This window comes from Polaribacter sp. 11A2H (genome assembly GCF_011379025.1).
GTDB lineage: Bacteria > Bacteroidota > Bacteroidia > Flavobacteriales > Flavobacteriaceae > Polaribacter.
In genome coordinates this window covers 77,842-104,157 of the sequence record NZ_WTLD01000010.1, presented here as the reverse complement: position 1 = coordinate 104,157, position 26,316 = coordinate 77,842, and the positions used below count along the sequence as shown (strand labels likewise).

The following is a 26,316-nucleotide window of genomic DNA, read 5'->3' as shown; positions in this document are numbered from 1 at the left end:
TATACTTCTACCCCATCTTTTCTAGGAAACCAAATAGATATAACTTTACAAATATCTAAACCCGTATATTTGATCTCTAATTGTTGAAAAAGTGAAAAATCAAACTCATACCCTTTTAAAAAACGTTTACGGTTACGACAACTTTCGACCTTTACAGGAAGAAATAATTAATAGAACCATAGACGGTAAAGACAGTTTTGTATTAATGCCTACTGGAGGAGGAAAATCAATTTGTTTCCAAATTCCTGCATTGATTTTTGATGGAATTACCATTGTAGTTTCTCCATTGATTTCATTAATGAAAGACCAAGTACAAGCATTAAAATCTAACGGAATAAAAGCTGATTTCTTTAACAGCTCCATTTCTCCGCAAGAAGAAAACGATGTAATTGGTAGAGCAATGAATGGAGAATTACAGCTTTTGTATTTATCCCCAGAAAAATTAATATCCGTAAGCAATACTTGGCTAAAAGAATTAAACATAAAATTAGTCGCTATTGATGAAGCACACTGTGTTAGTATGTGGGGACACGATTTTAGACCCGAGTACACACAACTAAAAGTCTTTAGAAACTCTTTACCGAAAGTACCTTTTATGGCCTTAACCGCTACTGCGGATAAATCTGCTAGAAAAGATATTGAAGAACAATTGGGTTTAACAAACTCTAAATTATTTATTTCTTCTTTTGACAGAAAAAACTTAAGCATAGAAGTTAAAGGTCAAGTTCCGAAACAAAAAAAGCTACAAGAAATTGGTAATTTTATAGAGCGAAGAAAAGAACAGAGTGGTATTATTTACTGTTTGAGTAGAAAAAACACCGAAGAAGTAGCCGGTTACCTGAAGCAAAGAGGTCATTCTGTAGCATTTTATCACGCCGGAATGAATAATGAAGAAAGAGAAAAAACACAAACGGATTTTATAAATGACGACACCAAAATAATTGTAGCTACGATTGCCTTTGGAATGGGTATTGACAAATCGAATGTTCGATTTGTAATTCATTATAATTTACCTAAAAACTTAGAAGGCTATTATCAAGAAATAGGAAGAGCAGGAAGGGACGGTTTGCCATCAGAAACTATCCTCTACTACAACATGAGAGATTTTGTACTATACAGCCAATTTGCAGATGGTGGTGCAAATAGCGATATGCAAAAAGAAAAACTAAACAGAATGCTTCAATTTGCAGAAGCTAAATCATGTAGAAGAAAAATATTATTATCTTATTTTGGAGAGCATCTCACAGAAAATTGTGGAAATTGTGATGTTTGCGAAAATCCTCCTAAAGATTTTGAAGGTACTGTTATAACTCAAAAAGCACTTTCTGGAATTGCAAGAATGAAAGAAAAAGACGGAATTACTATGTTAATTAATGTCTTAAGAGGAAGTAACAATGCAGATATCCATTCCAAACAATATTTTAATCTAAAAACGTACGGAATAGGAAAAGATGTTAGTTTTTTTGATTGGCGGGATTATGTAATTCAAATGGCAAATCAAGGTTTGATAGAAATTATGTATAGCGAAAATTCTGCCTTAAAAATATCACCCATCGGGTGGGAAGTTTTAAAAGGAGAAAAAACCATACGACTAACAACACCTCTAACTTCTGATGATAAAAAGAAGAAAGCAAAAACCGTAAAAACAACTATTGAAGGTGAAGCAAATAAAGACTTATTCACAGAACTCAAAAAAATAAGATATTCCATCGCTAAAGAAGAAAACATGCCAGCGTACATCATTTTTAATGACAAAACATTAAAATTAATGGCAAGTGAACTTCCAACAACCGAAAATGAATTTTTAGCTATTTCTGGTGTTGGAATGAACAAAATGGAAAAGTATGGTGACGAATTTATGAACGTAATTCGTAAATTTAAAAGCGTGGCAAAACCTAGAAAAGTCAGCACCATTCAAAAAACTTTTGATTTATTTAAAGAAGGTTTAAAACCTGCAGAAATTGCAGAAAAAAGAAATTTATCTATCACAACTATTTTTTCACACCTTTCTCAATTGTATATGGAGGGAAAAGAGGTGGAATTAGAAAAACTTGTGGACGCAAAAGTTGTAGATAAAGTACGAATTGCTTTTGACGAGTTAGAAAGAAAAATAGAATTGAAACCCATTTTCGAAAAACTAGATGAGCAAGTTTCTTATGGAGAAATAAGGTTAAGTATTACTCTCATTTTAAAAAATGAATAAAAAACACCATTATTATCTGCAGAATTTAGCTAAAGCAATATAAAAATCAAAAATCATTCCTGTTGATAAACCCACATGCTATAAAAAATTACAGAATTAAAATTTAATTAATTTTTAAGACAACCCAGAAATAACACCATTATTATCAATAGTCATATTTTCTGATGCAGGAATTGCAGGTAACCCAGGCATTCGCATCATTTTACCAAGAATAGGAATTACAAATTGTGCTCCTGCAGCGATTTCTATTTCTCTAACAGTTACCGTAAATCCCTCTGGTCTGCCAATTAACGAAGCATTATCTGAAAAAGATTTCTGCGTCTTCGCCATACAAATGGCAAAATCATTAAAACCTAACCGATCAATTCTTTTTAAATTTAATTGTGCCAACTTGCTATATTCAACAGCTACAGCCCCATACATTTCTTTGGCAATAATTTCAATCTTATCTTTTATTGGCGACTTCCAATTATACAATGGTTTGTACTGACTTGCTTTATACTCAACAACATTTACAACGGCTTTAGCTAAATCTATCATTCCTTCTCCTCCTTTTTCCCATCCTTTCGATAAAACGGCTTCGACCCCTAAACTGGCACATTTTCTAATAACAAAATTCACCTCTTTAATAGAATCTGTCGTAAAAGAATTAATAGCCACAACCGGTTCAATATTAAATTTTCTAATATTCTCTATGTGTTTCTCTAAATTTTTAAACCCTTCTGCAACTTTACTTATATCGGAAATATGATATTCATCTGGTTTTGCGCCTCCGTGATGACGCAAAGCTCTAATAGTAGCCACTAAAACCACACATTTAGGATTCAGTTTTGCAAATATAGACTTGATATTCAAGAATTTCTCTGCACCTAAATCTGCACCAAAACCAGCTTCTGTAACCACATAATTAGCCAAAGACAAGCCCATTTTAGTTGCAATAATTGTATTTGTTCCTTGAGCAATATTTGCAAAAGGACCTCCATGAATAATAGCAGGGTTTTCTTCTAAAGTCTGCACTAAATTAGGTTTTATAGCATCCTTTAACAAAATTGTCATAGCATTTTCTGCCTTTAAATCACGCGCAAAAATGGGTTTATTATCAAAAGTAAATCCGATAAAAATATCACCCAAACGTTTTTTTAAATTTTCTAAATTAGAAGCCATACATAAAATAGCCATCACTTCAGAAGCAGGTGTAATATTAAAACCATCTTGTCTAGGCACTCCGTTCGCGGTTCCTCCTAAACCAATAGTTATGTCTCGCAATGCTCTATCATTCATATCGATCACTCTTTTCCATAGAATAGTTCTAGGATCGATATTTAAATTATTTGTTTTACTTTGAATGTTATTATCAATAATAGCAGCCAAAAAATTATTAGCTTTTTCTACAGCATTAAAATCGCCCGTAAAATGCAAATTAATATCTTCCATAGGTACTACTTGAGAATAGCCACCTCCAGCTGCACCACCTTTCATACCAAAAACTGGCCCTAAAGAAGGTTCTCTTAAAACAACCATTGCTTGTTTTCCTATTTTATTAAGACCTTCTGTTAAACCTATAGATACCGTAGTTTTACCTTCACCAGCAGGAGTTGGCGTTAAGGCAGTTACTAAGACTAAATTATTTTTTCGCACTTTTTCATCATCAATCAGATACAAAGGAAGCTTCGCTTTGTATTTTCCATACATTTCCAAATCATCTTCATCAATGTTTAATTTCTGAGCAATATGTTTTATATGTTGTAATGTTTTTGCCTGCGCTATCTGAATGTCTGATGTATATGCCATAAATACATTTTAAATCTATTTTTTTTAACCAATTGAATGAATAAATATAAGGAATTTTAAACATCCAAAATATGACAATTATCTTGTGTTCAAAAAAAGGGTATTATTAAATTGAAACACTTATTTCTCATAATAAGATTAGAATATTTATTACAAGACGATAAAGCAAACTTTTTTTATATATTTGACACATGAGAACAAAATGGTACATTAGTACTTTATTCTTACTATTTATATGTTTTGGAGCATTTCATGAAGAGGTAACCATACCTAATCAAGAAATAGTGCTTGAATTTGTTGATGTTAAAATCGATAAAAAAGATATTCAAAACACCATTGCTGATGTAAAAGAAAAATTACTAAAAATTGGTGTTTCAAATATTAAAATAGATGAAACAGACAGCGGAACCTTAAAAATTTCTTACTATAGTACTATACATATTGATAATATTAAGAAAAAACTGGCTAAAGAACATGCATTAGTTTTAAATCAAAATTCTAATCATAAAGAAAAAAACAGAACTTCTTCTAAGTACCATATTGATATTCATGAAATAACAAACAAAACTGATATTTCTAATTCTGACTTCCATTTTGTAATTGAAATTAAATATAATTTAGACAAAATTACAAATTACAACTCTTTTGCTTTTCTTAAAAAAATAGACCAAAACAAAGAAAATCAACTCTTTAAAACTACTTACAGTGTTTACAAAAACTATCCTTTTATTAAGGATAGATCCTCTTACAACGAACCCGAAGTTAGAGCAGGCCCCAAAAGCTTTCATGTATAACAAATGTAATCATTTACATTTTTGTATATCTTCTTTAAAATCATGAGTACCAAACTCATAATTACAAAAAACAATCAACAAAAATAATTGTCAGATTTTGCGAGAAACTATATATTTGCTCGTTTTTAAAAATTTGATAATAAAATACATATAAAATGCAGAATAAAGGACTTATAAAGTTATTTGCTATCCTTTTTGGGTTAGTAAGTTTATACCAATTATCATTTACATTTTTAGCCACTAAGGTTGAAGATGACGCTGTAGCTTACGCAGAGAGCAAAGGTGATAATATTAATGCAAGACAAAAAGCTACTTTTGAGAGAAAGTACTTAGACAGTGTTGCAAACAAAGAGATTATTAATTTAGGTGTTGCCTCTTACAGCTACAATGATGTAAAAGACAAAGAAATGAATCTTGGTCTAGATTTAAAAGGTGGTATTAATGCTATTTTACAAGTATCTGTAAAAGAAGTTTTAAGAAGCTTAGCTAACGATTCTAAAAACGTTGCTTTTAACCAAGCATTAGACGCTGCAGATGAAGCTCAAAAAAGTAGTAATGCTACTTATTTAGACTTATTTTTTGAAGAGTTTGAAAAAGTTGCTGGAGACACTAAATTAAGCGACCCTTCTATTTTTGGAACAAAAGCTTTAAGCGATAAAATTACTTTTAACGAAGCAAATGCTACGGTAAAAGAAACTTTACAAAAAGAAATTAACAGTTCTATTGGTACTGCTTTTGAAGTATTAAGAAGTAGAATTGATAAATTTGGTGTTACACAACCTAACATTCAAAGAATTGGAAATTCTGGTAGAATTCAAATTGAATTACCAGGAGCAAAAGATATTGAGCGTGTTACTCGTTTAATTACTAGTAAAGCAGAATTACAGTTTTGGGAAGTATACACCAATGCAGAAGTTCAAAACTTCTTTTTCTCTGCAAATGCTAAAGTTGCAGAACTTTTAAAAGACAACACAGTTATAGAGAAAGTTATAGACTCTACAAAAACAGATGATATTGATGATTTATTAGGAGAAACAGTAGATTCTACAGCTGTTAATCAAAAAAATCTTTTCACTTATTTATTTCCTAACGTAGCACAATCTCAACAACAAGTTAGTTCTTTAGTAGGACAAGCTAGAGTGTTAGATACTGCAATGGTAAATGATTTATTAAGTAGAAAAGACGTAAAAGCTTTATTGCCTAACGAATTAAAGTATGTTAAATTCTTATGGGATTATAAATCTAACAAAGGTACAGATGGAAGTGATCTAATTGGATTATATGCCATTAAAGGAAGTCGTAATGGTAATGCAAATATTGAGGGTGATGTTATTTTAGATGCTTCTCAAGTATTTGACCAATTAAATAAGCCAGAAGTTAGTATGACGATGAATAGTTCTGGTACTAAACAATGGGCTAAAATGACTACCGAAAACCAAGGTAAATTTGTTGCTGTTGTTTTAGATAACTATGTATATACTGCTCCTTCTGTAAATACACCAATTACAGGTGGTAGAACTTCTATCTCAGGTGGAAGTATGACTATTACAGAAGCAGAAGATATTGCAACTGTATTAAAAGCGGGTAAATTACCTGCAGCTGCAAGAATTATTCAAGCAGAAGTTGTTGGACCATCTTTAGGTCAAGAATCTATAGATCACAGTATCCAATCTTTTGGACTAGCTATTTTATTAGTATTAGTTTGGATGATGTTATACTATGGTAAAGCTGGTTTATATGCAGACATCGCTTTAGCGGTAAACATCTTATTTATCTTCGGAATATTAGCTTCTTTCAACGCCGTGTTGACATTGCCTGGTATTGCAGGTATTATCTTAACCATTGGTATGTCTGTAGATGCAAACGTTATTATCTTTGAAAGGATTAAGGAAAGTTTATCAATTAAAAAAGGATTAAAACAATCTGTAGGAGAAGGATTCTCTATAAAAGGAGCTTTATCTGCAATTATAGATGCAAATATTACAACGCTTTTAACAGGTATTATCTTGTATGTTTTTGGTACAGGACCAATTAAAGGTTTTGCGTTAACATTAATGATTGGTATTGCAACATCTTTATTTACAGCTGTATTTATTACCCGTTTATTAATTGATAGATCTGTTAATAAAGGAGCTAACATAACGTTTAACACCTCTATCTCTAAAGGATGGTTCCAAAATATAAATATTGAATTCTTAAAGAAACGTAAAATTGCTTACATTGTTTCTGGAGCAATAATTATTGCAGGTATTATTTCTATTTTCTCAGTAGGGTTAAAGCAAGGTGTAGATTTTAAAGGAGGACGTTCTTACGTTGTTCGTTTCGATCAAAGCATGAATGCTACAGAAGTAGCTTCTACATTAAAAGATGCTTTTGGTACGGCACCAGAAGTAAAAACATATGGTTCTGATCGTCAATTAAAAATAACAACTGTTTATAAAATTGATGAAGACGGACAAGATGTAGATGACCAAGTGCAAAGTGCATTATTTACAGGGTTAAAATCTTATTTAGGAACAACTACTTACCAAGACTTTAAACCAGGTTTCGAAAAAGAAGGATCTGGAGTAATGAGTTATATGAAAGTAGAACCAACAATTGCAGATGATATTAAAACATCAGCATTATATGCAGTATTTGGCTCTTTACTAGTAGTTTTCTTATACATATTATTACGTTTTAGAAAAGTTTCTTTCTCAATAGGTGCTGTAGTTGCAGTATTCCATGACGTATTAATAGTATTAAGTGTATTCTCTATCACATACAGCTTTATGCCTTTTGATATGGAAATAGGCCAATCGTTTATTGCTGCAATTCTAACAGTAGTGGGATACTCACTGAATGATACCGTGGTAATTTTTGATAGAATTAGAGAATTTACAGGAACACACCCTAATTGGAAATACAGCGAAGTTGTAGACAAAGGACTGAGTTCTACTTTAGGTAGAACCATAAACACATCTTTAACAACATTATTAGTAATGTTAGCAATCTTCTTATTTGGAGGAGATTCTATTAAAGGATTTATGTTTGCCTTAATTATTGGTGTAGTAGTAGGTACTTACTCTTCATTATTTGTGGCAACACCAATTATGTATGACACTTCTAAAAAAGAAGAAAAAAATAATTAAATTTATTTCTAGATATATTGAAACCGTTTTTAATTTGTAACTATCAGATTAAAAACGGTTTTTTTCATTGAACAAATAGCAATTAAAATTACAACCTAATGAGTATTATAAAACTTCAAGATCTATATTTTAAACCCTTTATTAATAAGGAAGAAATTGCAGTAATCGTAAAGCAATTAGCCATTCAAGTAAAAGCAGACTTACCAAAAGGTGAAGTTCCTATTTTTATAGGAATTTTAAATGGATGTTTTTTATTTGCAGCAGATTTTATTAGAGAGTTTAATGGAGATTGTGAAATTTCTTTTGTAAAATTAGCTTCTTATGAAGGAACGTCTTCTACTGAAAATGTAAAACAATTAGTAGGTATTAATGAAGATTTATCAGGAAGAACTGTAATTATATTAGAAGATATTATAGATACAGGAAACACGCTTCAAGAAATTTATAATATCTTTAGAGATAAAAATTTAAAACAATTAAAAATTGCAACGTTATTTTTTAAACCAGACGTATTTAGAAAAGAACTTCCAATAGATTATATCGGAAAAAATATTGAAGATAAATTTATTGTTGGTTACGGATTAGATTATAATGGTTTAGGTAGAAATTACCCAGCAATTTATCAATTATCAACACAACCTAAAATGAAAAATATCGTATTATTTGGCCCTCCAGGTGCAGGAAAAGGAACACAAGCAGATTTTTTAAAAGACATGTACAACTTAGTACATATCTCTACAGGAGATGTATTCCGTTTTAACATTAAAAATAAAACAGAATTAGGTTTGTTAGCTAAAAAATATATGGATGAAGGAGATTTAGTTCCGGATGAAGTAACCATAAATATGCTAAAAGCAGAAGTTGAAAAAAATACTGATGCAAATGGCTTTATTTTTGATGGTTTTCCAAGAACAGAATCTCAAGCAGAAGCTTTAGATATTTTTTTAGCTGAAAAAGGTGAACAAATAAACGGAATGGTAGCTTTAGAAGTTCCGGAAGATGCTTTAGTAACTCGTTTATTAGAAAGAGGAAAAACAAGCGGTAGAACAGATGATACTGATGAAAGTAAAATTAGAAACCGTTTTAACGAATACAATACAAAAACAGCTGTTTTAAAAGATTATTTTGACGCTCAAAATAAATACTACGGCGTTAATGGTTTGGGTTCTATTGAAGAAATTACACAAAGAATTGCAAAAGTATTTGATACACTTTAAAATGTGTAACTGTGTAATTGTTTAACTGAGTAACCTTTAAACGTATATTACATAGGGCAATTAAACATTTAAACATTTACACGATTAAACAACAATTATGACTGAAGGAAATTTTGTCGATTACATAAAAATATACGCTTCTTCTGGTAAAGGCGGACAAGGTTCTATGCACTTACATAGAGAAAAGTATATTACCAAAGGTGGACCTGACGGTGGAGATGGTGGACGTGGAGGACACATTATTTTACGAGGTGATAAAAACATGTGGACCTTGTTTCACTTAAAATTTAAACGTCACTTTAGAGCCGAAGGAGGTGGTGGCGGAAGTGCCAGTAGAAGTTCTGGTGCAGATGCAGATGATATTTATATTGATGTACCTTTAGGTACCATCATTAAAGATGCAGATACAGATGAAGTTATTGTAGAAATTACAGAACATCAAAAAGAAGTAGTTTTATTACGTGGAGGAAAAGGAGGACTAGGAAACTGGAACTTTAAATCTTCTACCAACCAAACACCAAGATACGCACAACCAGGAATGGATGGTTTTGATGGTTGGTTTAGAATGGAATTAAAACTATTAGCAGATGTTGGTTTGGTTGGTTTCCCTAATGCAGGAAAGTCTACTTTATTATCTGTATTAACCTCTGCAAAACCAAAAATTGCAGATTATGCTTTTACTACTTTAAAACCAAATTTAGGAATTGTAGAACACAGAAATCATCAAACATTTGTAATTGCAGATATTCCTGGAATTATAGAAGGTGCAGCAGAAGGAAAAGGTTTAGGACATCGTTTTTTACGTCATATAGAACGTAATTCGGCGTTATTATTCTTAGTTCCTGCAGATAGTAATGACATTAATAAAGAATACGAAATTCTTTTAAATGAGCTAAAACTACACAATCCAGAATTGTTAGATAAAGACCGTTTATTGGCTATTTCTAAAACAGATATGTTAGATGAGGAGTTAGAAGCAGAAATAAAAGCAGATTTACCAAAAGGTGTCGAGGCTATATTTATATCTTCTGTTGCTCAAAAAGGCTTACAAGAATTGAAAGATAAACTTTGGAAAATGTTGAATTAGGCAACGCAATTGCCTTTTGTCATTCAATATTTATTAAAAATAGAAACTCAAACATTCAATTGTTTGAGTTTTTTTTATGCTTGATAAAAGGAAAAAAATGATGATGTGCAGTTTTGTCATTTCGAACGGAGAGAGAAATAACATAAAGTTTGATTAGCTTTTTGTTATCACTGTTATGAGATTTCTCCTAACGTCGAAATGACAATTATTGTTGCTTTGTTTTGTGGTAGCCCAGTTATGGAATGTCTAAATAATTCGAAATGAAATAACACGATTGTATTTTTCAGCGTCCAGTTTTGTCATTTCGAACCTTTTCGGGAGAAATCTCATAAAGTTGCTCTTTATTACTTTAGCTCCCTTATGTAATTTCTCCTTTTCGAATGGCAGGAATTAATTATTCTGTTAACTGAATTCTAATCGGCAATCTATATTTAGTAGTAACCGGAATTCCACGTTTGTTTGCTGGGTATATTTTTGGAAGTTTTTCTACACTCGCTTTTAGTAAACTATCTAATTCTGGTAATTCTTCTTTAAGCTTTTCAGAAGCCTGAATAGTATCTAAGCTAAAAATTCCTTCAGAATTAATTAGTACATCTACATAGACAATTTCATTAATAGAATCCTTAACAGCCAACGGATGTTGTTGCAACTCCTCTCCTATCTTCTGATGAATGGTTGTTCTAAAACAATCCATTTTTTCTTGTTTATCAATGATAGCATCACATTCTTTAAAAGACGGAAAAGTATCTACAGAAGAAAAATCTACAATCGTATCTAAAGCTACACTATTATTGCTTTTTGGAGGGCAAAATAAATCACACGAAGTGATAAAAACCATCATTATTAAAAAAGATAAAAACCTTAAATACATACTTTTAATTAAAATGTGAATTTACAAAACTTTAACGACTTTTATTCTAAAGATTTAACACACAGAAAAGAACCTATTAAAGCAAGAAAAAGCCGGAGTTTTTAACTCCGACTTTAACCATTTTAAATAAAAATACAATTTTCTTATTCTAAACTTTTTTCTCTACTAATACTACAAACGGAATTGAATATTTTACTCCTACTTTTTTACCATCTTGTTCTCCTGGAATCATTTTAGGTAAAGACTTCATTACCCTAATAACCTCTGCTTTAATTTTTGGATGTGGAGCTCTTGCCGCAATATCTACAACATTCCCTTCACTATCTATTTTAAAGCCAACAAAAACTCTTTTTCTACCAGCATCTAAACCAAGTGTATTTACCATATCTGCATCAAAATATTTCCCGAAATGTTTTTGAACACCTTTAGAAAAACATTTTTTATCTCCAGATTCACAGCCAGGGAAAGTAGGTGCTTTGTCAATTATCATAAAAGAAACAAAATTACCATCTCTCTCAGCTTTTACTCTTTCATCAACTTTATCATATAGTTTCTTTTTCAGAAATTTATTAGATTTTAAATTAAATGCTATTTCATCATTTAACTTACTAATGGAATCCTTTAAATTTTGATTTTCTAAAGCAACATTTTTTAAATTTTCTTGTGCAATTTTTTCAGATTCAGTTAGTCGATTTACTGTAGTTTTTGACGCACAAGAAGTATAAAAAAGCATACTTGCTAAGACTGGAATCAAGACCAAATATTTTAATTGATTCATTTTTTTAGATTGTGTTTTCTTCATCATAATAATTCTTTTTTTAATTAAAGTTTTTTTATAAAATTGATTGACAAACGCTATGTTTTCAACTTGAAAAAAGTTGGATAATAAATTATTTATATACATTTCTTTTGTAGCTGATTTTGCAGCCACTTCATCAGAGATATATTCGTGTAGTAAAGTGATTCTTTTCTGATAGAAATAAATCATTGGGTTAAACCACATCGCAATTTTTAAAAACTCAAAAAATAATAAATCGAGTGAATGTTTTTGTTTACTGTGTACAAATTCGTGAGCAATAATTTGTTTTTGTTGAGAATCTGGAATTTCTTTTCCTAAAAATATAAAATTAAAAAATGAAAATGCTTTGGTTTCTTTAGGTAGTAAAACTAGAGAATAAGACGGCTTTTTAACAATTTCATTTTTCCTGATTAAGTTGATAATTTTAAAAAACTTAATTAAAAATAAGATTGAAAAAAGAGTAACTCCAATCCAAAATAAAGTACTTACATAATTCTCAGATTGAAACATTGTCGTTTTCTCTATAACTTTTTCTGGTGATAAAACGATTTCTGGTAAATAGATAATAAATTCTTGCGGAACTGCTTTTTGAAACGTTGGTATTTTTATAAATGGCAACACAAAAGAGCAAATTGGTGTAGCTAACAAATACCATCTGTTCTTAGTAAAAAATGTTTCTTTACTGAGGAAGAAATCATAAATAACCAAGAAGAATACTTGAAATAATATAACTTGTAAAATGTAATTGATCATAGTTTTTGATTTTAAAAATATTCTCTATACAATTCCACCCAAAAGTGGAATCACTAGTACTGGCAGCAAATGAAAACTGAGACTGTCTACTGAATACTTTTATTATTCATAATAATTGAGACTGCCAACTGAGACTGCCAACTGAATACTGAATTACTGCCTACTCTTTTTTATTCACTTCTTTTAAAATAGCTTCTAATTCAGAAACATCCATTTTATTTTCTTTTACAAAAAAGGAAACCATACTTTTAAACGAACCGTCGAAATAACCATTCATTAATTTGTGTAAACTTTGGTTGCTGTAGGTTTCTTTTTCAATTACCGGAAAATATAAAAAACCCCTTCCAACTGGTTTATGACCTACAAATTCTTTAGTTTCTAAAATCCTAATAATAGTAGAAACGGTGTTATATGCCGGTTTCGGTTCGGGTAATTTATCTATGACTTCTTTTACGGAAGCTTCTTTTAAATCCCAAAGTACTTGCATAATTTGTTCTTCTGCTTTTGTTAATTGTTTGCTCATAATTTCAACTAAGTTTATAGTTCAAAAATACAAATATAACTAAATATTTAGTTTGAACTAATTTTTTAGTTGATAATTATTGTAACAAACCTAATTTGTAATCGTCTAATTGTTAGAAAACTGCCACTATTATTGATTTTAAAGCAGTATAATTATTTTAAAAACTATGGATATATTTTTATTACTTCTAGGCTTTCTTTTTGTTTGTCTAGGAATTATTGGCTCATTTTTACCGGTTTTACCAGGTCCTTTAACAAGTTGGTTGGGATTACTTTTATTACATTTTACTAAGATTATTCCGATGGATTGGACTTTCTTAGGTATTACTTTAGGACTAGCCATTCTAATTTGGATTCTCGATTATTTTATTCCTGCTATGGGAACAAAACGTTTTGGCGGAACTAAATATGGAGTCTATGGAACTACAATCGGATTAATTGTTGGCTTGCTCTCTCCTATTCCGTTTGGTATGTTGATTGGTACTTTTTTAGGTGCGCTAATTGGGGAATTGCTTTATGATAGTAAAGACACAAACCGAGCTTTAAAAGCTTCTTTTGGGGCATTTATTGGGTTTTTAGCTTCTACGACGATTAAATTCTCTATTTCTGTTATTTATTTTGTGCTGTTTGTTGTTCAGTTTTGGGAGTTTAAAGAAAACTTCTTTTAAAAATTGAACACATAGAAACATAGAAAACATAGATACAGAATAAAAATCACTCCAGTACTATAAGCCAGCAAACAAGTCTAGCCCAGATTGAAGTGGCATCCTTTTTTCTGTCAGTTCGAGTGAATTTTGAAGAATGAAAAATTTGTATCGAGAACAGAAGAAAAAAGATATAACGGAAAGCTGGAAATAGCTACAAAAAAGTAAAATATAAAATTGAAGTAAGAATGCCACATCACATAAGTAAAAATACTTAACAGTGACTAAAAAGCAAAAAAAAAGCGTCCCGTTTCAGGGAAGCTTTCCATTGGTTAACAAAACCACGACACTTTTACTAAAGTGCCAAAACAACACAACTAATGCTGCCCTAACAAAAAGCAGCCGACAAATATACGATGTTTTTTAATATTCTCAAATAAAGATGTTGTTTTTTATTTTATTCTCAATTGTCTATTAATTCATTTGATTGTATCTTTGCTCACTTAAATAAACATCAGAAAACTAAACAGCAAATGCAATTATCAGAACAAGAAGTTGTACGTAGAGAAAAGCTTGTAAAATTACGCGCTTTAGGCATCAATCCGTATCCTGCAGATTTATATCCTTTAGATTCTAATTCTAAGGAAATAAAAAAAGATTATGTTGAAGGGAAAAAGGTAATTATTGCTGGTAGATTAATGTCTATCAACATACAAGGAAAGGCTTCTTTTGCGCAATTGCAAGATGGAGAAGGTAGAATACAAGTGTATTTTAACAGAGATGAAATTTGTACGGGTGAAGATAAAACCTTGTACAATGATGTTTTTAAAAAATTACTAGATTTAGGTGATTTTGTAGGGATTGAAGGCGAATTATTTACCACTAAAGTGGGAGAAAAAACAGTGCGTGTTAAGAACTTTACCTTATTAAGTAAATCTTTAAAACCATTGCCTTTACCTAAGGTAAAAGATGGTGTTACTTATGATGCTTTTACAGATCCAGAATTAAGATACAGACAACGATATGCCGATTTAGTGGTAAACCCTCATGTAAAAGAGGTGTTTATTAAAAGAACTAAATTGTTTAATGCCATGCGTTCTTTCTTTAATGATGCTGGTTATTTTGAAGTTGAAACTCCGGTTTTACAACCAATTCCTGGTGGTGCAGCGGCAAGACCTTTTATGACACATCATAACTCGTTAGACATTCCGTTATATATGAGAATTGCTAATGAATTGTACTTAAAAAGACTAATTGTTGGTGGTTTTGATGGTGTCTATGAATTCTCTAAAAACTTTAGAAATGAAGGAATGGACAGAACTCATAATCCTGAATTTACAGCCATGGAAATCTATGTTTCTTACAAAGATTACAATTGGATGATGGATTTTTCTGAAAAACTTTTAGAGCATTGTGCAATAGCTGTAAACGGAACTTCTGAAGCTACTTTTGGTGAACACCAAATAGATTTTAAAGCACCGTACGCAAGAGTAACAATGGCAGATTCTATTAAACATTTTACTGGTTTTGACATTACTGGAAAAACAGAAGATGAAATTAGAACGGCTGCAAAAGGCATGAATATTCCTGTTGATGAAACCATGGGAAAAGGAAAATTAATTGATGAAATTTTTGGTGAAAAATGTGAAGCAAATTACATTCAGCCTACTTTTATTACCGATTATCCGAAAGAAATGTCTCCTCTTTGTAAAGAACACAGAGACAACCCAGAATTAACGGAGCGTTTTGAATTAATGGTTTGTGGTAAAGAAATTGCAAATGCATATTCTGAATTAAATGACCCAATTGACCAACGTGAGCGTTTTGAGCACCAACTTAAATTGGCTCAGAAAGGTGATGATGAAGCAACGGAGTTTATTGATGAAGATTTCTTAAGAGCATTAGAATACGGAATGCCACCAACGTCTGGAATGGGAATTGGAATGGACCGTTTAATTATGTTTTTAACCAACAATCAATCGATACAAGAAGTACTTTTCTTCCCTCAAATGAGACCAGAAAAGAAAACTGTAGCTGTTGAATTGAATGATGATGAAAAAGCAGTTTTAGCTATTATTACAAAAGCAGAAAAGATTGAGTTAAATGACTTAAAAGTAAAATCTGGCTTGTCTAACAAAAAATGGGATAAAACCATTAAAGGTTTAACGAAACATAAAGTAGCTAAAGTTTCTAAAACAGACGAAGGTTTGTTTGTAGAGATTGTATAATAATGCTTTGATAAGACTTGTCATTCTGAACTTGTTTCAGAATCTCATATTTTAGTTATAAATTATGAGATTTCTCAATAGACAAAACCGTCTCATTTCGAAATGACAAATAAATTACACAAAAGGAATTACAGCAATGTAGTTCCTTTTTTTATTGCTCTTTTTTATAAGGATTTTCTAATACGTGTGTAAATACAAATTACCTAAGTTAACAACAGAGAATGGCATTTGTGCTAGCAAGGCTAGAACATTAGCCGTTATTTAATAAATTTAATTTGAATAAAATTATTTACATTTTAAAAAAATAGCATCTAGTATAATTCTATTACGCTCATCAATTCAAACACCTCTAAGATACTCATTATCAAAATAACATAATACTTTCAGTAAAAAAAAACAGCTAATTATTAGATAAAATTTAACGTTTTTTTTATGTTCTATTTGTTGTTGAATAAATTAACTTTTTAGACCTTTATGTGAACAAAAAACTATTTTTTTTTAATTCAAAAAATTATAATGTCATGTACACATTTCAAGAGCAATTAAAAAGTATTAAAGAAGGTAAAGGGTTTATTGCCGCTTTAGATCAGAGTGGTGGAAGTACACCAAAAGCACTATTAGGTTACGGTATTGCAGAAGATCAATATAAAGATAAAACAGAGATGTTCCAACTCATTCATGATATGCGTACTCGAGTAATTTCTGATAAAAACTTTACTCAAAATAAAATTTTAGGTGTTATTCTTTTTGAAAAAACAATGAATGGTTTAATAGATAAAAAGCCTGTACCTTCTTATTTATTAGAAAAAAATATTGTCACTTTTTTAAAAATTGATAAAGGATTAGAAAATCTTAAAGAGGGTGCTAAATTAATGAAACCCATACCTAACATGAAGTCTCGTTTATCTGAAGCTAAAAAATTAGGCATATTCGGTACAAAAATGCGTTCTGTAGTTTATGAAAACAATTTAAACGGAATTAGAGATATTGTAAAACAACAATTTGCCTTTGGTTTAGATATTCTTGAATGCGGTTTGATTCCTATTCTAGAACCAGAAGTGGATATTCATGCGAAAGACAAAATTGAAATTGAAGCTCTTTTAAAGCAAAATATTCTTTTAGAATTAGATAAGTTAGACGAAAATAAATCTGTTATTTTAAAATTAACATTACCAACAGTTCCAGATTTTTATAAAGGCCTAGTAAACCACCCTAAAGTTATTAGAGTATTTGCACTTTCTGGAGGTTATGATATAGAAACAGCAAACATCTTATTAGCTAAGAATAAAGGCGTAATAGCTAGTTTTTCTAGAGCCCTTTTAAACAATCTAAAATTTCAACAAAGTACAGATGAGTTTTCATTGGCTTTAGACAGTGCTATAGACAGTATTTATAAAGCTTCAATTACTTAAAAAACGCTTATAAATAAACTGGCCGTTATTTATACTAAAAATTCAAATTATTCAATTACCACTGCTTTATCGCTGATTAAACTTCTTTTGAAAACAGGTAAAACATCAAAAGTAAATTGAAATTAAATTAAAGTAGGTTCTATTAAAAATAGTCAAATGAAGAGCAATTTTTAGGTAAAAATATTGAGATTTCTCAATCAACAAAAAAGTCTCATTTCTAAATAACATCGATAAATAAAAAGGAATTACAATAATGTAGTTCCTTTTTTTTTAGTTACAATAATTTATATTTAATTGAAAATGAAAGATTAAGATCAATAAACCCTTCTAATTTTAACATAATATTTATAATTACCCTTAAAAACCAAGACAAAAGTCGTATATTTGAGGTCAAATGGATACTATTATGGATTATAAAGAAAACTCATCAGATTTTACTATTGTAAACGAAGCAATAAGTAGTTATGTATTAAATTCTCCTTTTAGCTTCAATAAAGAAAATATTACATTTTCAGAATTTTTTGATAACAAAATGCTTATTATTCAGGTTATTAAAAGTGGTTTACCTTTTAAAATATTCAATGCTATAAAAAGCATCATTCCTTTTACAGAAGAAGATTGGGCAAACTATTTAAATATTTCTACAAAATCTTTACAAAGATATAGTAACGATGCAAATTTCGTTTTTAAACCAATTCATACAGAAAAAATTATAGAAATAGCAGAAGTAAACAACCTTGGTAAAGAAGTTTTCAATTCTACAGAGCAATTTTATTTGTGGTTAAATACACCGTCTTATGCTCTTAATAATTTAAAACCAGCAGAACTTATAAAAGATTCTTACGGTAAAGAATTAGTAATGGAAGAATTAAATAGAATAGAGCATGGAATTTTTGCCTAATGAAGCTATTTAGATTATCTAAACGAAAATATGCAACAGCATTTAATGGAAAAGGAGCTGCCAAATCTAATAATAGATGGAACTCTAAAAGAACTGAAATTATTTACACCGCAGAAAGTAGAGCACTAGCCATGGCAGAAGTTGCTGTACATTTAACAATTGCTACTTTACCCAAAGATTATGTAATGATTACAATACTTGTTCCGGACATTGTTTCCATACAAAAAATTGATGCAAAAAAACTTTCAGAAAATTGGAACAGTAATCCGTCTAATTCTAACACAAAAAAAATTGGAGATAACTTTATAGATGCTATGGAGGCATGTATTTTAAAAGTCCCTTCTGCCGTAGTACAAGGAGATTTTAATTATTTGATAAATCCTTATCATAAAGAATTTAAAAAAATTAAAATAATAGAAATAACAGACTTTCCTTTTGATAATAGAATATTTCAATAATAAAAAACAGCCAAAAAAAAACAATTTTTCCGTAAGCAGTAAATGTATCAAAATGATTCAAAAGATTATAAAAAAATAAGCATTATCATTGTCAACTTGTTTCAGCATCTCATTTTTAGAATCATGATTTTTTAATGAACAAAAAGTCTCATTTTAAAATGACACAAATATATAAGAAGGAATTACAGCCATGTAGTTCCTTTTTATTGGTTTGTACTTTTGTTGTTCGTTTTAAATTTTTAGAATAAGTTTGCGATGCCTAATATCATAAAAAAACAATGGAAAATTATAAGGAAGTAATTGAATGCGTTTATGCAGATCTTAAAAATATTGATGATAATGGTAAAGTAGCCAACTATATTCCGGAATTGGCTTTTGTAGATGGAAATAGTTTTGGTATAAGTATAACAAACATTAAAAATGAAAATTTTGGAATTGGAGATTTTGAAACAAAATTTTCTATACAAAGTATTTCTAAAGTGCTAACACTAAGCTTAGCTTACAAGTTTGAAGGTTTAAAGTTATGGGAAAGAGTAGATGTAGAACCCTCTGGAAATCCATTTAACTCTTTATTACAATTAGAAGCAGATTTAGGAAAACCCAGAAATCCATTTATAAACGCTGGAGCCATTGTAATTTGCGATATTTTGGTAAGTCATCTTAAAAACCCAAAAGCAGATTTTTTAAATTTTTGCAGAGAAATCTCTAACAACCCTACATTAAATTACAATGAAAAAGTAGCCGAATCTGAAACTATTACAGGCTTTAGAAATATAGCACTATGTAATTTTATAAAATCTTTTGGTAACATTAAAAATAATGTTGATGAAGTTTTAGATCTCTATTTTCATACTTGTTCTTTAGAAATGACTTGCAAAGAACTTTCGCAAATATTTTTATTTTTAACTGTTGATAATTTTACTACCGCAAAAGGAGAAAGAGTAATAACAGAGAGCCAAACTAAAAGAATTAATGCGATTATGCTTACTTGTGGTTTTTATGATGAATCTGGTGAGTTTGCTTTTCGTGTTGGATTGCCAGGTAAAAGTGGTGTTGGAGGCGGCATTGTAGCCATTCATCCAGATAAATATTGTATTGTTATTTGGAGTCCGAAATTGAATAAAAAAGGAAATTCTTATAAAGGAATGTTGTTTTTAGAAAAATTCACCTCAAAAACAGCTTCTTCAATTTTTTAGAAAAATTAGAATAATACTATTTTATAATTAGATAAAAACAGCTATTTAAAGGGTAATAAATACTCTTTTTTAGCTTTACTTCCTTACTATTTTCGTAATTCTAAAAACGTCTTATGAAATCAAGAATCTTATCACTTCTACTTATCATTGCTTTTTCTTACCAAAGCAAAGCACAAACGCCTGTAAAATTAAGTACAAATCAATTTCGATTTATTGAAGGTCCGGCTTGGGATGGTGCTGAATTTATTTATTTTTCCGATATTCCTGATAAAAAAGTATACAAATACTCTGTAACCAACAATACGTTTGCACTTGCTTTTGATAATAAAACAGATGGTTGCAATGGATTGATGTTTGACCAAGATTATAATTTAGTAGTCTGCGGATTTAGAGCAGGAAATATTGTTAGAAGAAAAGTAGATGGAACTTTAATTGAAACCTTATTTACAGAATATAAAGGAAAACGTTTTGACAACCCAAATGAGGTTTGTATCGATAAAAAAGGTGGAATTTACTTTACAGATCCAACAAGAAGAACCCCACCTTTTCAGACAAAGAGAAGAGTATATTACATCACTCCAGAAGGAAAACTAACTGTGGCAACCGAATCAGGATTCACATTCCCAAATGGACTCTTAATTTCTAATGATGGAAAACATCTTTTTGTAAACGATTCTGATACGCATGATATTTATAAGTTTAACATTAACCAAACAGACGGAACAATTACAAACAAAACCGTTTTTACTAGTTTAACCAACGCTAATGATGGTGAACCAAAATCTCAAGCAGACGGAATGGCTTTAGACACAGAAGGAAACTTATATGTATGTTCTAAATTAACAATTCAAATTTTCAATAAACAAGGAACTAAAACGGGGTCTATCTTATTTCCAGAACAAACCACCAATTGTACTTTTGGAAAACCTGATAAAAAAACGTTATTTATAACTGCCACTAAAAATTTATACAGCATTAATTTAACAAAAACAGGTTTTCAACATCCTTTCGATTTACCTGAATAACCTGTTTATTTCCTAACCAGTAACTTCCCTCCAAGGATAAGAGGTATGCTTGTGAAACAACTATTTTTAATTACGATGCAAGCCTCAGATAATTAAACCATTAGCCATCTCTCTACGAATAAATATTTTTAATAATTCCGTTGCATATTACAATAAAAATGAAGAACTTTCCAGTACTTTCAATCAGAATGAAATGGAAAAGGACCTACATAATTTTTCTTCTTTTGAAGAATACCCAACAACAGATAAAAGTCTTTGGTTAGACTACTCTAAAGAAGAAACAATTTTTAAAATTTGGTCTCCTAGAGCAACTGCAGTAAAGCTAAACCTCTATAAAACCGGAAATGATTCTGAAGTTTTTGAAACGTTAGATCTAATTGCTGAAAAAAATGGCCTTTGGCAAAAAAAGGTTCAACGAGATTTAAACGGAACTTATTATACATATCAAACTTATATTGATGATCATTGGTTAACCGAAACTCCTGGAATTTATGCAAAAGCAGTGGGTGTAAACGGTAACAGAGCCATGGTTTTTAATGCGGATGAAACAAATCCTAGAAATTGGAATAAAGACACCTACGTAGAATTAAACGTACCAAATAGTGCCATCATTTATGAATTACATATTCGGAATATTACCATTCAAAAAGAAGCGAATTCATCGTATCCTGGTAAATATTTAGGATTAGTAGAAAAGGGCGTAAAAAGTACTCAAAATGTTCCTACTGCAATCGATCACATCAAAAGATTAGGAATTACACATGTACATTTACTCCCCACCTTTGATCAATATTCTATTGATGAAACTCATTTAGAAACTCCTCAATTCAATTGGGGCTACGATCCCCAAAACTACAACGTCCCGGAAGGTTCTTTTTCTACAAATCCTTTTAAAGCAGAAGTTAGGATTAAAGAATTTAAAACCATGGTACAAGCATTTCATGATGCCGGAATTGGAGTTGTTTTAGATGTTGTATATAATCATACTGGCGTAAAAGAAACTTCTAATTTTAATTTAGAAAACCCAGGTTATTATTATCGTTTTAATAACGATGGTAGTTATTCTAACGCTTCTGGTTGTGGTAACGAAACTTCTTCTGAAAGAAAAATGACGCAAAAATTTATGCTTGAGTCTGTAAAATATTGGACAGAAGAATATCATTTAGATGGTTTTCGTTTCGATTTAATGGCCATTCATGATATTGAAACCATGAATTTAATAGCAGAAGAAGTTAAAAAGATAAACCCAAATGCACTTATTTATGGTGAAGGTTGGGTTGGTGGAGACTCTCCGCTTCCAGAAGAAAAGCGCGCCTTAAAAAAACACATTCCTCAAATGCCAAAAATTGCTGCTTTTTGTGATGATATTAGAGATGCAATAAAAGGGGGCGTTTTTGAAGACAATAGCACCGGTTTTGTTAATGGTGCAAAGTTTACAGAAGAATCTATTAAATGTGGCATTGTAGGTGCTATAGAGCATCCTCAATTAAATTATCAATACGTTAATTATTCAAATAAAGCTTGGGCGCAACAACCTTGGCAAGCTATTAATTATGTTTCTTGTCATGATAATTATACGCTATACGACAAATTAAAAGTGTCTAGACCAGATGCTTCTTTAGATGAAATTAAAGCAATGCATAAATTGTCTACAGCCATTGTTCTTACATCCCAAGGAACACCTTTTTTACATGAGGGATCAGAAATAATGAGTACCAAAAAAGGAGATCATAATTCATACAAATCTCCAGATGCCATCAATGAAATAGATTGGAATTTAAAAGTACTAAATGCAGATGTTTTAGCATACTATAAAAACCTTATCAAGTTAAGAAAAAAACATCCTGCTTTTAGAATGCCAACAGCAAAAGAGGTGCAAGATAATTTAAAATTTAAAAAAATAGATGATGGTTTGGTTTCTTATCAGCTAAAAAACAATGCAAATAAGGATACCTGGTCAAAAATATTGGTCATTTTTAACAGACAAAACTATGACATAAACTATGAGTTAGACCAATCTTGGAAAATTGCAGTCTTAAAAGATTCTTTTGATTTTGAAGGAACAGAAAATGTTACAGATAATGTAATTGTTCCTGCAATTTCTATGATGGTTTTGTTTCAGAAAAAAATAAATACACAAGAAAAATATTATAAAAAGCAACTATTAGGTTTGGTAGAAAAACTTTTTATTGAAACTGGTGATGCTAAAAGTCGTTTTATTAATTGTGAAGCCCAAATTGAAACAACATATATTGCATCTAAAAATAAATATACGCCAAAAGAAGCTATTGAATTTTGGGATAAAATGTGGGATGAATTAAATACAAAAGAAGCCCTTTTTAACAAATCTATAGAACTAAAATCTTCTTTCTTAATGACCGTTAAATCCAAAAGAAATGCTTCCTTAGAAAAATATTTATTATTTTTTCTGGAAGAATTAGCTAGGTTAAATTAAAAAATCACTGCTTTATAATTCTTAATTAAACATCCTTTTAGTTTGTTTCTAAAAGAAAAAAATAGATTTTTGTATTCTACGGATTTAAGTTATTTATAAATATCATATCCGTATAAAGTAAGAAACTATTATGATCAATTCTCCTCATTCTGAGCATCAAATTAAATCTGTTACTAATTTTAAAGAGTTACTTTCCATTCCTTTTCAGGGAAATGTAAATGCCCTTTGTTGGACTCGTGAATTAAAAGGTGATTTTTCTGAAATTGTAAAAAAGGTTGCACTTAGTGGTAATATGATAGAACTTCTTCCTGAAGAACTTCTAGATCTTCAGTTAAGTAAACAAGGTCAAATTGCTAGAGAAATTCTTTTAAATGACTATAAAACACTACAAAATAACGGAAAATCTCCTACTCTAAACATTATAAAAAATTATGAGAGAGATGATGCTTTTCCTTTTTTCCCTACAGATGTTTACTCTTTTCATATAGATCGTTCTCCCATACCTGCAGATACTTTTTTGTGCACATATCATGGCGCTTCTAGTGCTATTTTACCAAATTCTCAAGGCACACAAAAAATATTAATTCCAGAAATACGAGCGGAACTCAAAAAACTATATGGAGAGGAATCTGAAGCTGGTTTTGAATCCTTTTTAAGTGAATTTTTCTTTGACTTACATTATCAAGCCAAGCCTAATGCACAGCCTATTAATTTAGGTATTGGTCATTTATGGAAACTAGCAATTGATCATCCTGAAAGCAAAGTACTACCTTGTTTGCACCGTGCTCCAGAAGAAAAAAATGGAGAACATCGATTAATGATGATCTGTTAACAGGAAAACAATTAGAAAAAACAATATAGAAAAGTATATCCTTTTTTAAATATAAATTGAATTAAATAGAAAAGATGCACTCATTGGTGCATCTTTTCTATTTAAATATTCTTTTAATAAGAAGAGTTCTATTAGGTTAATTTAAAGACTACCCTTTAAACTTCATCCCTAAATGCACTATTTTTTTAGTTTCATAAAAGTCTTCTTCAAAAAAATCTGGTAAATCATAAATCGTCGCAGACGTATATAATTTTAATTCTTCAGATAAATCACCACCTTTTAAATATAAAATTCCGTTTTTTAAATCGTGATTTTGCTTTTTAGAAATTCTACCTTTCGTCCAGCCCACAAACGTTTCCATTTGTGCTACTGCTCTACTTACAATAAAATCATAAGTATCTTTTACCTCTTCTACTCTTCCGTTTGTAGTTTTTACGTTTTCTAAACCTAAACCAGCTACAACTTCATTTACTACTTTTATCTTTTTACCAATAGAATCTACCAAATGAAACTGTGTTTCTGGAAATAAAATTGCTAATGGAATACCAGGAAAACCTCCACCAGTACCAACATCCATCACTTTAGAACCTGGTTTAAATTGCACCACTTTTGCTATTGCTAAAGAATGTAATACATGGCGTAAATACAGTTCGTCTATATCTTTTCTAGAAACAACATTTATTTTTAAATTCCAATCTTGGTATAATTCTTGAAGTTTAGAAAACTGTTCTATTTGGGTTGTGGTTAAGTCCTTAAAATACTTGAGTATAATTTCCATTAATAAATATATTTGAATTGCAAAAATAGTTATTTGTATTGGAACAATTCTAAACAAAATATGCCGTTTATTATAAAACTCCATTTCAAAAAGTATATTTTTGCATATTATAAACATAAAAATGAAAACAATAAATTTTTCTAGAGTAGATAAAGCTAAATTCTTTAGAACTCTAAACAAACGAGTAAATACATATTTTAAAGAAAACGAATTACAAAAAACAGGAAACTGGAAATTGTACACCAAAGCAATTGTTATGTTTTCTCTTTTCTTGGTTCCTTTTATTTTAATTTTAACAGTCTCGATGCCGCAATGGCTAATGGCACTTTTAATGGTAGTAACCGGAATAGGAATGGCCGGTGTTGGTATGAATGTGATGCATGATGCAAATCACGATTCTTTTTCTAAAAGGAAATGGGTAAATAAATTAATGGGAAGCAGTATCTATATACTTGCCGGAAACGTGTATAACTGGAAAGTACAACACAATGTTTTACACCATACCTATACAAATGTAGAAGGGCATGATGAAGATATAGATGCAGGACGAATTATTCGTTTTTCTCAACATTCTTCATGGTTACCAATTCATAAAATTCAGAAATATTATTCTATCTTCTTGTACGGATTGTTAACCATAAACTGGGCAATTACTACAGATATTAAGCAAATGCATCGTTATTTAAAACGTAAATTATCTTATGGTAAATTTCCAAACCCTGCTACAGAATGGACTAAGTTAGTCATTTCTAAAGTTGTATATTACGCACTTTGGATTGTTTTACCTTTATTAGTTTTAGACATTGCATGGTGGAAAGTTTTAATTGGCTTTTTTGTAATGCATTATACTGCTGGTATGATTTTGAGTTTGGTTTTTCAATTAGCACACATTGTACCAAATACAGAAATGCCACTTCCAGATAAAGACGGTAATTTAGAACACACTTGGGCAGTCCACCAATTATACACAACATCTAACTTTGCCCCTACTAATTCATTGGTAAACTTCTATACAGGTGGTTTAAATCATCAAGTTGAACATCATATTTTCCCGCATATTTCTCATGTACATTATAATAAATTAGCTAAAATTGTAAAAGAAACTGCCAAGGAATTTAATTTACCTTATAATGAATACGCTACTATGCGTAAAGCCGTTATAGAACATTTTAGACATTTGGGAGCTTTGGGTAAAAACCCAGAAATAGCATAAGTAACA

Annotated in this window: 20 protein-coding genes; 15 read left to right on the top strand and 5 right to left on the bottom strand. The window is 30.3% G+C overall.

The window, feature by feature from the left end; all coding sequences use genetic code 11:
- Positions 1-91: 91 nt before the first annotated feature.
- Positions 92-2,203 carry a DNA helicase RecQ gene (gene recQ / locus GQS58_RS13210; protein WP_166386643.1) on the top strand — a complete coding sequence of 704 codons (2,112 nt, stop codon included), beginning with the start codon at positions 92-94 and terminating at the stop codon, positions 2,201-2,203.
- A gap of 114 nt (positions 2,204-2,317) precedes the next feature.
- Here recQ and GQS58_RS13205 read toward each other — a convergent pair whose 3' ends face one another.
- Positions 2,318-3,994, bottom strand: a complete 1,677-nt coding sequence (locus GQS58_RS13205) for a formate--tetrahydrofolate ligase (protein ID WP_166386641.1) — start codon at positions 3,992-3,994, stop codon at positions 2,318-2,320.
- 191 nt (positions 3,995-4,185) lie between these two features.
- Between GQS58_RS13205 and GQS58_RS13200 the strand changes: the two genes are divergently transcribed.
- The 4 genes from GQS58_RS13200 to obgE all read left to right on the top strand — a co-directional run bounded on the left by GQS58_RS13200 (position 4,186) and on the right by obgE (position 10,223).
- Positions 4,186-4,788 (top strand): hypothetical protein, encoded by a 603-nt coding sequence (locus tag GQS58_RS13200; RefSeq protein ID WP_166386639.1) that lies wholly within the window; start codon positions 4,186-4,188, stop codon positions 4,786-4,788.
- A gap of 155 nt (positions 4,789-4,943) precedes the next feature.
- Entirely contained in the window at positions 4,944-7,919 is a 2,976-nt protein-coding gene (gene secDF, locus GQS58_RS13195; protein ID WP_166386637.1) for a protein translocase subunit SecDF, read from the top strand.
- Between the two features lie 98 nt (positions 7,920-8,017).
- Entirely contained in the window at positions 8,018-9,136 is a 1,119-nt protein-coding gene (locus GQS58_RS13190) for an adenylate kinase (RefSeq protein ID WP_166386635.1), read from the top strand.
- Between the two features lie 97 nt (positions 9,137-9,233).
- Positions 9,234-10,223 (top strand): GTPase ObgE, encoded by a 990-nt coding sequence (obgE, locus tag GQS58_RS13185; RefSeq protein ID WP_166386633.1) that lies wholly within the window; start codon positions 9,234-9,236, stop codon positions 10,221-10,223.
- Positions 10,224-10,617: 394 nt separating this feature from the next.
- Here the strand turns inward: obgE and GQS58_RS13180 are convergent, their stop codons facing one another.
- From GQS58_RS13180 to GQS58_RS13170, 3 genes are all read right to left on the bottom strand, one after another.
- On the bottom strand, positions 10,618-11,064 hold the full coding sequence (locus GQS58_RS13180) for a hypothetical protein (RefSeq protein WP_240914617.1): 447 nt from the start codon (positions 11,062-11,064) through the stop codon (positions 10,618-10,620).
- A 178-nt stretch (positions 11,065-11,242) separates the two neighbouring features.
- The gene (locus GQS58_RS13175) at positions 11,243-12,646 is read right to left on the bottom strand and encodes a M56 family metallopeptidase (protein ID WP_166386629.1); all 1,404 of its coding nucleotides are present in this window, start codon (positions 12,644-12,646) and stop codon (positions 11,243-11,245) included.
- A gap of 160 nt (positions 12,647-12,806) precedes the next feature.
- The gene (locus GQS58_RS13170; protein WP_166386627.1) at positions 12,807-13,169 is read right to left on the bottom strand and encodes a BlaI/MecI/CopY family transcriptional regulator; all 363 of its coding nucleotides are present in this window, start codon (positions 13,167-13,169) and stop codon (positions 12,807-12,809) included.
- A 166-nt stretch (positions 13,170-13,335) separates the two neighbouring features.
- On the opposite strand from GQS58_RS13170, the gene GQS58_RS13165 reads away from it, so the two are divergent.
- From GQS58_RS13165 to GQS58_RS13125, 9 genes are all read left to right on the top strand, one after another.
- A complete protein-coding gene (locus tag GQS58_RS13165; protein WP_166386625.1) occupies positions 13,336-13,836 on the top strand; it encodes a DUF456 domain-containing protein in 501 nt (166 codons plus the stop codon).
- 509 nt (positions 13,837-14,345) lie between these two features.
- Entirely contained in the window at positions 14,346-16,040 is a 1,695-nt protein-coding gene (gene lysS / locus GQS58_RS13160; protein WP_166386623.1) for a lysine--tRNA ligase, read from the top strand.
- Positions 16,041-16,561: 521 nt separating this feature from the next.
- Complete coding sequence (locus GQS58_RS13155; RefSeq protein WP_166386621.1) at positions 16,562-17,452, top strand: fructose bisphosphate aldolase; 891 nt, start codon at positions 16,562-16,564, stop codon at positions 17,450-17,452.
- Between the two features lie 406 nt (positions 17,453-17,858).
- A complete protein-coding gene (locus tag GQS58_RS13150) occupies positions 17,859-18,353 on the top strand; it encodes an antitoxin Xre/MbcA/ParS toxin-binding domain-containing protein (RefSeq protein WP_166386619.1) in 495 nt (164 codons plus the stop codon).
- Positions 18,353-18,811 carry an RES family NAD+ phosphorylase gene (locus GQS58_RS13145; protein ID WP_166386617.1) on the top strand — a complete coding sequence of 153 codons (459 nt, stop codon included), beginning with the start codon at positions 18,353-18,355 and terminating at the stop codon, positions 18,809-18,811. The genes GQS58_RS13150 and GQS58_RS13145 overlap by 1 nt, the downstream gene beginning before the upstream one ends.
- 278 nt (positions 18,812-19,089) lie before the next feature.
- Positions 19,090-20,007 carry a glutaminase gene (locus GQS58_RS13140; protein ID WP_166386615.1) on the top strand — a complete coding sequence of 306 codons (918 nt, stop codon included), beginning with the start codon at positions 19,090-19,092 and terminating at the stop codon, positions 20,005-20,007.
- Between the two features lie 113 nt (positions 20,008-20,120).
- Positions 20,121-21,032 carry an SMP-30/gluconolactonase/LRE family protein gene (locus GQS58_RS13135; protein ID WP_166386613.1) on the top strand — a complete coding sequence of 304 codons (912 nt, stop codon included), beginning with the start codon at positions 20,121-20,123 and terminating at the stop codon, positions 21,030-21,032.
- 193 nt (positions 21,033-21,225) lie between these two features.
- A complete protein-coding gene (pulA, locus tag GQS58_RS13130; protein ID WP_166386611.1) occupies positions 21,226-23,487 on the top strand; it encodes a type I pullulanase in 2,262 nt (753 codons plus the stop codon).
- Positions 23,488-23,617: 130 nt separating this feature from the next.
- Complete coding sequence (locus GQS58_RS13125; RefSeq protein ID WP_166386609.1) at positions 23,618-24,319, top strand: hypothetical protein; 702 nt, start codon at positions 23,618-23,620, stop codon at positions 24,317-24,319.
- A gap of 148 nt (positions 24,320-24,467) precedes the next feature.
- On the opposite strand, the gene rsmG is transcribed toward GQS58_RS13125, so the two are convergent.
- Positions 24,468-25,097, bottom strand: a complete 630-nt coding sequence (rsmG, locus tag GQS58_RS13120) for a 16S rRNA (guanine(527)-N(7))-methyltransferase RsmG (RefSeq protein WP_166386606.1) — start codon at positions 25,095-25,097, stop codon at positions 24,468-24,470.
- Positions 25,098-25,218: 121 nt separating this feature from the next.
- Here rsmG and GQS58_RS13115 point away from each other — a divergent pair, with 121 nt between their 5' ends.
- A complete protein-coding gene (locus GQS58_RS13115; protein WP_166386604.1) occupies positions 25,219-26,310 on the top strand; it encodes a fatty acid desaturase family protein in 1,092 nt (363 codons plus the stop codon).
- Positions 26,311-26,316 lie beyond the last annotated feature (6 nt).